Source organism: Streptomyces sp. BK239 (genome assembly GCF_004217285.1).
GTDB lineage: Bacteria > Actinomycetota > Actinomycetes > Streptomycetales > Streptomycetaceae > Streptomyces.
Genome location: NZ_SHKS01000004.1, coordinates 567877 through 580531 on the forward strand (window position 1 = coordinate 567877; position 12655 = coordinate 580531).

10 protein-coding genes are annotated in these 12655 nt (G+C 73.7%); 4 read left to right on the plus strand and 6 right to left on the minus strand.

Going from position 1 to position 12655, the window contains the following annotated elements; all coding sequences use genetic code 11:
* Positions 1-34 precede the first annotated feature (34 nt).
* Positions 35-865, minus strand: coding sequence for a DeoR/GlpR family DNA-binding transcription regulator (locus EV567_RS15990; protein WP_130440475.1), 831 nt, complete (start codon positions 863-865; stop codon positions 35-37).
* Between the two features lie 300 nt (positions 866-1165).
* Here EV567_RS15990 and EV567_RS15995 point away from each other — a divergent pair, with 300 nt between their 5' ends.
* A complete protein-coding gene (locus EV567_RS15995) occupies positions 1166-3535 on the plus strand; it encodes a hypothetical protein (RefSeq protein ID WP_130440477.1) in 2370 nt (789 codons plus the stop codon).
* Between the two features lie 28 nt (positions 3536-3563).
* Here the strand turns inward: EV567_RS15995 and EV567_RS16000 are convergent, their stop codons facing one another.
* From EV567_RS16000 to EV567_RS16015, 4 genes are all read right to left on the minus strand, one after another.
* Positions 3564-6002, minus strand: a complete 2439-nt coding sequence (locus tag EV567_RS16000; protein WP_165430400.1) for a right-handed parallel beta-helix repeat-containing protein — start codon at positions 6000-6002, stop codon at positions 3564-3566.
* Between the two features lie 156 nt (positions 6003-6158).
* Positions 6159-6764, minus strand: coding sequence for a hypothetical protein (locus tag EV567_RS16005; RefSeq protein ID WP_207228777.1), 606 nt, complete (start codon positions 6762-6764; stop codon positions 6159-6161).
* 179 nt (positions 6765-6943) lie between these two features.
* Complete coding sequence (locus EV567_RS16010) at positions 6944-7768, minus strand: MOSC domain-containing protein (RefSeq protein ID WP_130440483.1); 825 nt, start codon at positions 7766-7768, stop codon at positions 6944-6946.
* A gap of 95 nt (positions 7769-7863) precedes the next feature.
* A complete protein-coding gene (locus EV567_RS16015; RefSeq protein WP_130440485.1) occupies positions 7864-8301 on the minus strand; it encodes a DUF6643 family protein in 438 nt (145 codons plus the stop codon).
* A gap of 306 nt (positions 8302-8607) precedes the next feature.
* Between EV567_RS16015 and EV567_RS16020 the strand changes: the two genes are divergently transcribed.
* Positions 8608-9939, plus strand: coding sequence for a TerD family protein (locus EV567_RS16020; protein WP_130440689.1), 1332 nt, complete (start codon positions 8608-8610; stop codon positions 9937-9939).
* 19 nt (positions 9940-9958) lie between these two features.
* Here the strand turns inward: EV567_RS16020 and EV567_RS16025 are convergent, their stop codons facing one another.
* Positions 9959-11176, minus strand: a complete 1218-nt coding sequence (locus tag EV567_RS16025; RefSeq protein ID WP_207228778.1) for a glycosyltransferase — start codon at positions 11174-11176, stop codon at positions 9959-9961.
* A gap of 16 nt (positions 11177-11192) precedes the next feature.
* On the opposite strand from EV567_RS16025, the gene EV567_RS16030 reads away from it, so the two are divergent.
* Complete coding sequence (locus EV567_RS16030; protein WP_165430391.1) at positions 11193-11978, plus strand: glutamate racemase; 786 nt, start codon at positions 11193-11195, stop codon at positions 11976-11978.
* Between the two features lie 97 nt (positions 11979-12075).
* Positions 12076-12624, plus strand: a complete 549-nt coding sequence (locus EV567_RS16035; protein ID WP_130440491.1) for a hypothetical protein — start codon at positions 12076-12078, stop codon at positions 12622-12624.
* Positions 12625-12655 lie beyond the last annotated feature (31 nt).

The following is a 12655-nucleotide window of genomic DNA, read 5'->3' on the forward strand; positions in this document are numbered from 1 at the left end:
GACGAACGGGTGCGTCACCCTAGCCAGTGCCGGGTCAGATGTCTGCGTCCTCGTCGGCCTCGCCCGCCACCACCAGCCGCCGCAGGTGCTCGGACACCTCCGCGCGGGCCGCGCCCGGCAGTCCCGCGTCCGTCACCAGCGTGTCGACCTGATCCAACGACGCGAACGAACTCAGGCCCACCACGCCCCACTTGGTGTGATCGGCCACCACCACGACCCGGCGCGCCGACTGCACCAACCGCCGGTTGGTCTCGGCCTCCGCCAGGTTCGGCGTCGACAGGCCGGCCTCCGCGGATATCCCGTGCACGCCGAGGAACAGCACGTCGAAGTGGAGCGCCGCGATCGCCTGGTCGGCCACCGGGCCCACCAGGGAGTCGGAGGGCGTGCGCACCCCGCCCGTCAGCACCACCGTGGCGGCGCCCTGCCGGGGGCCCGAGGTGCGCTGCGCCACGTGGAACACGTCGGCCACCCGCACCGAGTTGGTGACCACCGTCAGGTCGGGCACGTCGACCAGGCGGTGCGCCAGCGCGTACGTCGTGGTGCCGCCCGACAGGGCGATCGCGCTGCCCGGCGCGACCAGCTCCGCGGCCGCCCGCGCGATGTCCTCCTTGGCGGTGAGCTCCAGCCCCGACTTGGCCTCGAAACCCGGCTCGTGCGTGCTCGCCTCCACGACCGGCACCGCCCCGCCGTGCACCTTCTCCAGCATGCCCTGCCGGGCCAGCGCGTCGAGGTCACGGCGTACCGTCATGTCCGACACGCCGAGCTTGCGGGTCAGTTCGTTGACGCGGACGCCGCCCCGGCGCCGGACCTCGTCCAGGATCAGTGTGCGGCGCTGCTCCGCGAGGAGGTTCTGATTCTCACTCACGTACGCTCCGGTCCTCTCGACTCAAGCCGATCCACTCCGTCCGACACGCCTCGCGCACCTGCGCCGACGTGGGCGTTCTGCCGGTCGGCGGGACGCGGGCGTCCCATCCTCGCACGGGCGGGCACCGGTCGCGCCACCGCCTGTCCGACGCGGTCATGTCACAGATTCGACACGCGTCGATTCCGTCCGTCACACGGATCGGGGGAAATTCGGTCACAACCGGTGTGTTCGGACCCTCCAGCGGCGATCCTGGTGCCCGCACGCAGGTCGACAGCGCGTCACGGGGGAAGTGGCACAACGGTGGAACGTGCGCAGGAACGAGCCCTGACCGGCGGGGAGGCCACGGCCGCCCTGGAACTCCTGGTCCACGGCGTGGGCGGCGCGACGCCCGAGAAGATGCTGAACGATCCGCGCACGGTGCGGATCACCGGCGACGACACGGCTGCCGTGTTCCGGCGCGCCGCCGACGTCGACGCCGACCACAGGGGCGGGCAAGGGGCCGTCTCCGCGACCGGCGGACCCCGGGACCGGCCGGTCCCCGAGGCGTACGTCTGGTGCAACCTCACCTCCGGCAACGGCACCCGCGCCCTGTGGCTCCTGCTGCTGCCCTTCATGGTCGTCAACCTCGCCCACTGGATGCGCCCCGCCGCACCCGCACGCACGCGTACCGTCCGCTGCTACGGACTGCTCGTGCGGCTCGCCGGGCTCAGCCTGACGGTGCTGCTCGTCGCCGCGGCCTGCGAGGTCGCCCTCGACCTGACGGCCTGGCAGTGCGCCGGCACGGCCGCCTGCGCCGAGCGGCACACCTGGCTGGGCTTCCTGTCCCCGTCGGTCCGCGACGGCGGCTGGTGGACCCTGCCCGGCCGCCGCCTCGCCCTCGCCGCCCTGGTCCCGGCCGCCCTCACCGGCCTGCTGTGGTACCTCTCCCACCGCACCTGGCGGGCCTACGAGTCCCAGGAACCGCTGAACGCCCGGCCCGAACCCGAGGACGCGCTCGGCCACACCGCCCTCGGCCGCCCCGGCTTCTGGTACGGCCGTCGCCTGGTCGCCCGGCTGCGCGCGGCGCACACCGCGGCCGGCCTGCTCACCGTCGCCGCCGCCGTCGGCGCCGCGGCCGCCCGCCACGACGCCCGGCCGGGCGGCCCCGCCCTCCTCGACATCCTCGGCCGGCTCCTGGAGACGGCCCTCGCCACCGGCGCCCTCGCCACGGTCTGGGTGGTGTGCCGCCGCGGCCGCAGCGAACACCGCCTCGACCGCCGGCTCGACGCCCACCTCGTACGACGCCTGCCGCTGGCCGCCCTCACCCTGCTCGTCCTCACCCTCGTCTACGCCGGCTGGGAGCGCCCCGGCTGGACGTCCTCCGGACGGCTGCCGGGCGACCTGACCTTCGGCGGCATCGCCCTCGCCCAGGGCGTCCTGGTGATCTCCCTCGCCGTCGTCGCCGCCGCACTGCATCGCGGCTCCACCGGCGACCCCGGAGGGCGCACCGCGCTGCGGGGCCTCGGCGGGCCCGCCGTCGCCACCCTCGCCTGCGCCCTGGGCGGCGTCATGTCCGGCGGGGTCTCCCAGCGCGTCTCGGACTGGCTGGACGGCACCGGCGCCTCCCTCGCCGGCCCGCCCGTCCTGCTGACCTGGCAGGCGTCCGTCATCCCCGCGCTGCTCCTCGTACAGCTCGCACTGGGCGCCCTGCTCGGCCGCCGCGTCTGGCTGCTCACCCGCGCCGAGCAAGCCGCGGTGGCCCGCGAGTACGACACCGGACCCGGCGATCCCGCCCGCACCCGGCGGATCGCCCGCGCCCGCGCGATGGCCACGCTCACGGACCAGGGCCCACTCCTCGTCGCCGTCACCGCCGCCACCACACTGCTGCTGGGCGCGGGGGCCCTCGTCGGCGCGTTCAGCACCGGCACGACCCCTCAGCGGGCCGCAGTGTCCGCCCACCCCTTGGTGCGGGGCGCCGCCGAGACCGGGCAGGCGCTCGGCTCCTGGCTGATAGGGCTCGGCTTCCTGCTGTTCGTCACCTGGGGCAGACGCGCCTACAAGGACGCCTCCGCACGCCGCACCATCGGCATCCTCTGGGATGTCGGCACCTTCTGGCCGCGCGCCGCCCACCCCTTCGCCCCGCCCTGCTACGCCGAACGCGCCGTGCCCGACCTGACCTGGCGCATGGCCACCTGGACCCGCGCCACCGGCGGCCGGCTGGTCATCTCCGGCCACTCCCAGGGCAGCGTCCTCGCCGCCGCGGCGGCCTGGCAGCTGCAGCCCGCCGACCGCCGACGGGTCGCACTGCTCACCTACGGCTCCCCGATCGAGCGTCTCTACGGCCGGTGGTTCCCCGCCCACTTCGGCCCGGCAGCGCTGACCGCCCTGCACGAGGAGATCGCCTGCTGGCGCAACCTCCACCGGCTCACCGACCCCATCGGCGGGCCCGTACGGCTGTCCGGCGACGACTGCGGCCCCCAGGTGGACCACCCGCCCCTGGCCGACCCGCTCGCCTACGGCCGCACGGCGCGGCACCCCCTGCCCGCTCCGGTCCTAGGCCATTCCGACTACCAGGCGGACCCGGCTTTCGCCCAGGAACGAGAACGGCTCCTGGGCCGTCTGCGCCCGGAGATGCCCCCGCAGCGCCCCCGGCCGGAAGAGCCCCAGGCTCCCGCCGCGGCGGAGGCCTGAAAGCGCGCCGACACGACGCCAAGAGCTTCTACCGCGACTGCGGGAGGTCCTCCGCGTACAGCAGCGTCAGATCGTCCGTGCTCGGGTCCGGCACCTGGGCGACCCGGCTCGCGTGCCGCTCCACCAGCGCCTCGAACGTCTGGCGGGCCGTGCGTCCGTTGCCGAAGGCGGGACCCTTCGGGATCGCCGTGAAGTACGTCAGCAGCGCCTCGGCGGCACCCGGCGCGAGCCGGTACTCGTGCTCCTCGGCCTGCTGCTCCACGATCCGCAGCAGCTCCCCGGGACCGTAGTCGCCGAAGGTGATGGTCCGCGAGAAACGGGACGCGACACCGGGGTTGACCGACAGGAAGCGCTCCATCTCGGCCGTGTACCCCGCGACGATCACCACCACGGCGTCCCGGTGGTCCTCCATCAGCTTCACCAGCGTGTCGATGGCCTCCTTGCCGAAGTCCCGCCCGGCGTCCTCGGGGGAGAGCGCGTACGCCTCGTCGATGAACAGCACGCCGCCGCGGGCCCGTTCGAACGCCTCCTGGGTGCGGATCGCGGTGGAGCCGATGTGCTCGCCGACCAGGTCGACGCGGGACACCTCGACGAGATGGCCCTTCTCCAGCACGTCCAGCGAGGCGAGGATCTCGCCGTACAGGCGGGCGACCGTGGTCTTCCCGGTGCCGGGGGAACCGGTGAACACCAGATGCCGCTTGACGGAGGCCGCCTTCAGCCCCGCCCGCTGCCGGCGCCGGCCGACCTCGATCATGTCGATCAGCGCCCGCACCTCGCGCTTGACGCTCTCCAGGCCCACCAGCGCGTCGAGTTCGCCGAGCACGTCCTTCGAGGTCCGCACGGTCTCCTCCGTCTCGACGGCACCCGCAGCGGGGTGCTGCTCGGCGGCACGCTGCTCGGGCATCGCACCGAGGAGACCCGAGCGGTCCGCGGTCTGGACGGCCGTCTCCCGCGTCGCCGACGGCGGGCGCGGGGCCGCGCTCTCGTCGCTCGTGCAGTCCTCCACCACGGGGCCCGCGCCGGACGCGGCGTCCGCGCCGCTGTCCGCGAACTCGAAACCGCCGCGCGCGCAGCGCTCGGTGCGGCACTTGCGCAGGGTGGTGCGGCAACCGTCTATCACGTGGAAGCCGTAGCCCCCGCTGTCGGTGACGCGGCAGTTCAGGAAGCTGCCACGGCCCCCGGCCGACACATAGAACCCGGCCTCCGAGGGCGAGCCCACCACACAGCGTTCGACGACGGGGTCGGCGCCCTTGGTGACGATCACTCCGGTCTGGGTGCCCTCGACCGTGCAGCCGTTCAGGGTGCCGCCGCTGCCGTGGTCGCGGAACCAGGCGCCGGTCGCCGCGTCCCGGATCCGGCAGTCGTCGAGCTGGGCGGTGGCGCCGTCGCTCACCGACACCGCCGTGTTGCGCACCTGCGTCAGGTCGGTGTCGACGACGTCCGCGCGCGAGCCGCGGTCGAGGACGAACAGCGCGTCCGGCACGTCGTGGACCCGGCAGGAGTCCAGGACCACGGTGGCGCCGTCGCTGACCCAGACGGCCGGATAGTCGCCGGTGCTGTCGAAGATCTCGCACTGGTTGGCGTCGACCCGCGTGCCCGGGTCCCACACCGACAGCCCGTTGCGCCCGAACTGACGCACCGTCGTGCGCGTCAGCGTCAGCACGGACCGCGAGCGCAGGTCGACCGCGTTCTCCGGGATCTCGTGGATCCGGCAGTCCGCCAGGGTCACCACGGCGTCCGTGTCGAGCGTGACACCGTCCGCGGTCGTGCGGTGGACGTCGCAGTCGGTGAGGTGCGCGGTGGCGCGCGCGGTGATGTGCACGCCGCTGCCCCGGACCTCGTACACCTCGCAGCCGACCGCTTCCAGCGCGGAGTTCTCGCCGGTCGCGCTGAGCCCGGCGCCGGAGGTGCGGTGCACCCGGCAGCGCTCCAGCCGGGGGTGGCCGCCCCCGCGCACCGCGACGCCCGCCTGCCCGGCCGAGACCACCTCGCATTCCTCGAACACCCCGCCGCCGCCGTCGACCACGGCGATGCCGATGCCCGCCGGGTTGTCGACGGTGCACCGCCGGACCGTTGGGCGGGCACCGCCGCGCACCTCGACGCCGGCCGCGGACCGCGTGACGATCCGCAGGTCCAGCAACTCGGGCGTGCCCTCCTCGACGAGCACGGCGGGCGCGGCCGCGTCCTGGCCCTCCACGTGCAGGTCCTGCACCACCGCCGAGGCGCGCACCGTCAGCGGCACCCCGTCGACGGGTGCGATCCGCACGGAACCGGAGGCGCCCTCCGGACCGCGCAGTGTCACCGCCCGCTGGACGACGAGGTTCTCCCGGTAGGTGCCGGGAGCGACGGTGAGCACGTCGCCTTCGGCCGCGGCCTCCAGGGCGGCGGCGAGCGATGCGTACTCACCCGTGCGGCGCCGCCACCTCGATGTGCCGGTGTGCGTCACCTGGACCGTGCCCTGTGCCATGGCGTTGCTGTGCCCCCACCTCGTGGTAGTCATGGCTCGTTCGCCGGCGGGCGGCATGCCCCTCCGGCTCCCTCGCGCGCGGGTTGATGCCGAGTGGCTCGGCCGGTCCACCGTAGCGTGCGCGGAGGCGCTCGGTTGACAAGTGAGGGAAGGCCGTCAGCTGCCGGTACCGGTCCGGCCCCAGTCCGGGCCCACGCGCTCCCATGCCTGGTCCCAACGCGCGTACCTGCGGCGGACCATGCGCCAGAGGATCATTCTCCGTCCGCCCTCGACGAAGGCGGCGGCGGCGAAGGCCGCGCCGATTCCCGCGAGCACCGCGTGTGTCGTCGCCGTGGCGGAGTCCAGCGGACGGGCCACCAGCCGGCCGTGCACGTCGGTCCATATGGAGAACCGGTCGCCCCGATGGGGGGTCTGCAGACCGGACATGACGGCGCCGTGCGCGGGGGTGCCGTCCGGGGCTTTCCAGTCGGCGAACACACGGGTGCGCGTGTCGCGTCCGGTGCCGGTGTCCGGGTCGGCCTCGAACGGCGAGCCGCCCAGTCTGCGCACCACGACGGCCGTCACCTCGTGTCGTGAGTCGCGCTGGTCGCGCACCGCCTGCTGCAACGCGCTCTGGGCGACCGCGCCGACGACCGCGCCCACCAAGGGAGCGGCGAGGAGCACCAGGAACAGCGCCGACAGGGCGACCCAGGCCTCGACCAGGTCCGTCGTACGCCGCAGCGGATTGTGCCGCCAGCGCCAGATTCCACGGATCGCTCGCACCGGTGCCCCACCCCCTTCCCGCTCCGTGATAACTCCCCGTGGAGCCGTTCACGCGCCCTTCGGGGCCAAGAGAGAGCGAAATCACCCGGAACCGGGACCTCTCATGAACTGCTCACGAAAGACACAACGGACCGGGGGTGCGCGGAGGTTCCCCCCGCAAGGGCGGTCTTCGGCCGCCGCTAGCCGGTGACGCGGACGGGGTCGCCGACCCGGATCGTGCCGCCCGACACCGGCACCAGGTTCTGACCGAACATCAGCTTGCCGTCGATGCGGCGGTGCCGGCCCAGGGTGTGCAGGGGCTCCTTGCCCCGGTCGGAGGTGCTCTGGTCGGTCGTGGTCACCACGCACCGGCCGCACATCTTGGCCACCCGGAAGTCGACCTCGCCGACGGAGACCCGCGACCAGCCGTCCTCGGCCCATGGCTCGGTGCCCGCCACGACCAGGTTGGGCCGGAAGCGGTCCATCGGCAACGGTCCCTCAGCTGCGTGCTCACCCGCGGCGATCAGGGCGTTGAGGGCGTCGAGGGACGCGCCGGCGGTGACCAGCAGCGGATAGCCGTCGGCGAAGGAGACGGTCTCGCCGGGCAGCGCGTGCTCCGGATCCACCGGGCGGCGTGTCGCGGGGTCGTCCATGTGCACCAGGCGCACGTCGGCGCCCAGGTACGCGCTGCACCACGCGTGAGCGGCCTCTTCGGCGACGACGGCCTCCACCTTGTCGCTGAAGATCTCCATGGAGATTGTCGCCAGCGGCTCGGGCACCCCGACGGTCAGCGGCTCGAGGCCGGGCGCGGACAGTCGCAGGCCGCCGCCGGGCAACAGCTCGGCGGCGGCCTGCGCCAGGCGCGGCTGCTGGCGTTGCGTGACGACCTTTCCCCCGTCGTCGATCAGCGCCCAGCGTCGGTCTCCGGCCAGCCCCCAGGGCTCCACGTCGGCCTTCCGGAGCGACACGCTCCGGAACGCCTTGACCGGATGGATGTGAATCGACAGCAGTTCCGCGTTCCCCATGCGCTCATCCTGCCAGGTGACGCCGGCGCCGGGTGAGGTGAGAGGCGCATGACGCATATGCCGGTGAGGACGAACTCGGGCGAACGCGGATCGGCTCAGTAGCCGCGGTACTGCTGCTGGTTGTTGTACGGATCCTGGTACTGCTGCGCCGCGGGCCGGGGAGCCGCGGGGCGCATCGCCTCGTAACCCGCGACGGGGCCGGCCGGACGCGGCTGCTGCTGCGCCTGCGGGCCGGGGTAGCCGCGCGGGGCGGAGGCCTGCGGCGGGATGTAGGCCGCGGGCGCCTGCTGCAGCGGGGCGGGCTGCTGCATCTGCGGGTAGCCGTAGGACGGCTGCGACGGGGCCGACGGGAGGGCGGGCAGCGCCGACGGCAGTGCGGGCAGGCTGCTGCCGCTCGTGTCGTACGCGGCGGGGACCCGGATCGGGGCGATCTGCGGGGTGCCCCGCTCGGCCACGAGCGAGTCATAGATCGGGGTGTCCGGGAAGGAGGCGGAGTAGTAGCCGCCGCCATAGGTGGAGCGGGGGGAGGTCATGGCACATAAGTTAAGCCCACGATGTGCTGGTTGGGGAGACCGATAAGAGGGTTGTTTTCCGTGTCGGGGGTACCTCTGGCTCCCCAATGCGAGCGAAGTCGGTGAAAAGGGGCGGCAAACGCCGCGTGAATCGTGTAAAAGCCGAGATCCGGGGCGGTTACCCCCGGTCGGGCGGGGTCTGTTCACGCGTCGTGGAGGGGAGTTCACTGACGGGACGAATAAGTTGACTCGACAAGCAAGCCGGCGGGCGCCGGAGCGGTGCGCCGGGCCGGCCCGGTCACAGGTGATGGGGGAGCGGACATGTCCATGGCGAAAGGTTCCAACACTCCCGTGCCCACGGCGGCACTGAGGGTGGAGGTCGGCTGGCGGTCCGGGCCCGGGGTGCCCGACGCCGACGCGTCGGCGCTGCTGCTGGTCGGCGGAAAGGTCCGCTCCGACAGCGACTTCGTGTTCTACAACCAGCCCACGCACTCCTCGGGAGCGGTCCGCCACGAGGGCAAGCGCGACACCGGGGGCCAGGTCACCGACACACTGCTCGTCGACCTCGCGCGCGTGGAGCCCGCGATCGAGACCGTCGTCCTGGCCGCCTCGGCCGACGGCGGCGCGTTCGGGCAGGTGCCCGGCCTCTACGTCGAGGTGCGCGACGCCGGGAACACCGTCGTCGCCCGCTTCGACAGCACGGGGGCGACCGTCGAGACGGCGTTCGTCCTCGGGGAGTTCTACCGACGCCAGGGCGCCTGGAAGTTCCGCGCCGTCGGACAGGGCTACGGCAGCGGACTGGAGGGTCTGGCCACCGACTTCGGCATCGCCGTGGACGAACCGCAGCACACGCCGGCGCCCACGGGGCGTCAACCCGCCCACCCGGCACCCCCGTCGACGCCCCAGGCCGCCCCCGCACCGCCGCCCCCGCCGACGCCGCCCGCCTTCCCCGCGACCGTGCCCCCGCCCGGCCACCGGACCGCGCCTGCGCCGCCGCCCGCACCGCCCGCCGCCCCGCCGGTCCGCCTGACCAAGGTGACGCTCACCAAGAGCGCTCCCTCGGTGTCGCTGACCAAGCAGGGCGGAACCTCGGGCGCCATGCGCGTGAACCTCAACTGGGAGGTGCGCAAGCAGTTCTCCGGGTGGGGCAGCAAACGCGGACGCGCCGTCGCGCTCCACAACGACCTCGACCTCGACCTGTGCGCCCTGTTCGAACTCGCCGACGGCCGCAAGGGAGTCGTCCAGGCCCTCGGCAACGCCTTCGGCGCCCTGCACCAGCCGCCGTACATCCACCTGGACGGTGACGACCGCACCGGTGCGCTGTCGAGCGGCGAGAACCTCACCATCAACCTCGACCACCGCGACGACTTCAAGCGCATCCTCGTCTTCGTCACCATCTACGAGGGCGCCCGTTCCTTCGCCGACCTGCACGCCACCGTCACCCTCAACCCGCAGCACGGCGCCCCGATCGACTTCTCCCTGGACGAGTGCACCGTCCCCTCCACCGTGTGCGCGCTCGCGCTCATCACCCACACCGGCGGCGACCTCGTCGTCCAGCGCGAAGCCCGCTACCTGGTGCCGCAGCGCGGGGTGAGCCCCCAGCGCACGGTCGACCACGCCTACGGCTGGGGCATGAACTGGACACCCGGCCGAAAGTAGACGCCGACCCGCACAGGCCCTAACCCTCGTCGGGCACCGGGTCCGGGCGGGCGTAGGTGCGGCCCTTCCAGGCCGCACCGCGCCCGCGGTGGTGCTGCACCGCGGAGTCCACCGTCATCAGCAGATACAGCGCGGCGGTGAACGGCAGCAGCGGAGCCGGCCACAGCGGCAGGCGGTAGTAGCGCAGCATCGGCGCGTACGTCCCCGCCATCACCAGCCACGCGAGCGCGCCGCACACCGCCGCGGCCGGGAGGCCGAACACCGGCCCTGCCGCGACGGCGAGCGGCGGCACCAGGTACACCAGGACCAAGCCCAGCACCGTGCCCGCCAGCAGCAGCGGACTGTGGCGCAGTTGCGCGTAGGCGCTGCGCGACACCATCCGCCACAAGTCGCGCAGCCCCGGGTACGGGCGCACACTGTCGACCTTGTCGGCGAGCCCGAGCCAGATGTGCCCGCCCGACCTCTTCACGGCGCGCGCGAGCGCCACGTCGTCGATGACCGCGTGCCGGACGGCGTCCGGAACCCGGGCCCGCTGCGCCGCCTCGGTGCGCAGCAGCACACAGCCGCCCGCCGCGGCCGCCGTCCGCGCCCCGCGCCGACCGACCCGGCGGAACGGGTACAGCTGCGCGAAGAAATAGACGAACGCCGGCACGACCAGCCGCTCCCAACGGCTCTCCACCCGCAGCCTCGCCATCTGGGAGACGAGGTCGAAGCCGCCCGCGCGTGCCGCCGCCACCAGCTCGCGCAGACTGTCGGGCGCGTGCGCGATGTCGGCGTCCGTCAGCAGGAGGTACTCGGGCCCACGCGCGCGTGCGAGAGCGATGCCGTGGCGCACGGCCCACAGCTTGCCGGTCCAGCCGGCCGGCGGCTCACCCGGCGAGCACACCGTCAGCGGCAGCCCGCCGTGCCGCCGCCCCAGTTCACGCGCCAGCTCCCCGGTGCCGTCCGAGCTGCCGTCGTCGACGAGGAAGACCTCCGCACGGCCGGGGTAGTCCTGCGCCAACAGGGACGGCAGGCTCGCGGGCAGCACCGCCGCCTCGTCTCGGGCCGGGACGACGACGCCCACGTCCGGCCAGTCCGCGGGCGTCTCGCGCGGGGGCAGCCGGACGTCCGTACGCCAGAAGAAGCCCTGGCAGCAGAGCAGCCACAGCCAGACGAACAGGGAGACGGCGGCGATCCACACGATGGCGCTCACGGCCGCAGTCTGCCCCACCGCAGGGGGGCCGCAAGAGCACATCGTCTATGGTGGCCGGGTGAAGATCGCGCTCATGGACTCCGGAATCGGGCTGTTGGCGGCCACCGCCGCGGTACGGCGCCTGCGACCCGACGCCGATCTCGTGCTGTCCCTCGACCCGGAGGGCATGCCCTGGGGGCCGCGCACGCCCGAGGACCTCACCGCGCGCGCGGTGGCCGTCGCGGAGGCCGCCGCGGCCCGCCGGCCCGACGCGCTCATCGTCGGCTGCAACACGGCGACCGTGCACGCCCTGCCCGCCCTGCGGACCCGTCTCGAACCGGAGATCCCGGTGATCGGCACGGTCCCCGCGATCAAGCCGGCCGCGGCCGGCGGCGGTCCCGTCGCCATCTGGGCCACGCCCGCCACGACCGGCAGCCCCTATCAGCGCAATCTCATCCGGGACTTCGCCGACGGCGTGCCTGTCGCCGAGGTGCCGTGCTGGGGCTTGGCCGAGGCCGTCGAGCAGGCGGACGAGACGGCGATCGGCGCCGCCGTCGCCGCGGCCGCCGCGCTGACGCCCGAGGACGTCACGACCGTCGTCCTGGGCTGCACCCACTACGAGCTCGTGGCCGAACGCATCCGCGCCGCCGTGCAGCGTCCCGGCCGCCCGCCGCTCGTCCTGCACGGCTCGGCCGGCGCCGTGGCCGCTCAGGCCCTGCGCCGCGTGGGCGCCGGCCTGCACCCCGAGAGCGAGACCCTCGGCACGGTGACGGTCCTGCTCAGCGGCCGGGAAGGCACGCTTCCCGCGCCCGCGCTGGCCTACGCCGAGGGCCGGCTCCTCCAAGAGGTCAGCCCCGCGCGCTGACGGCGGCTCACGCTTCGCTCCGCGGGTTCGTCCCGTCGGCGCAGTGACCCTGCGCTACGGAGTACCGGCGGAGCGAAACCTGAGTAACCTCGTCCCTATGAGGGACCACCCCCAGGACGAGAAGGCCCCGCATGCCCCTGTCTGGCACGGGCGGGCCACCAACCGTTTCCAGTGGCTGCTCGCGCTCACCGGGGCCGCCTGCATGGCGCTCGGCATCGAACTGGCGCTCGACTCCGCGTGGACCTCAGGGGCCGCGCCGCTCGTCATGTCCGTCGTCGGCTGCATCGCCGCCGGGCTCCTGGTCCTCTTCGGGACGCTGGCCTTCGTCCACGTCGACCTGAAGCTCGACAAGGAGTCCGTGGAAGTGCGCTGCGGTCACATCGGGCTGCCGCGTCGCCGTATCCCGCTGTCCCATGTCGCCGGAGCGGACTTCGAGCCGCACGTCACCCCGCGCCACTGGGGCGGCTGGGGCTACCGCTGGCGTCCGGAGAAGGGCACCGCCGTCGTCGTACGCCGCGGGGAGGGCGTGGTGCTGCGACTGTGGGACGGGCACACCTTCACCATCACCGTGGACGATGCCGAATCCGCCGTCCAGGCCATCAGGGCCCGGCTGCGGCAGGGCAGCACGCCGGGGGCGGCGCACTGACGTCAGGTGTGCGCTGCCCTGCCGTGGACCG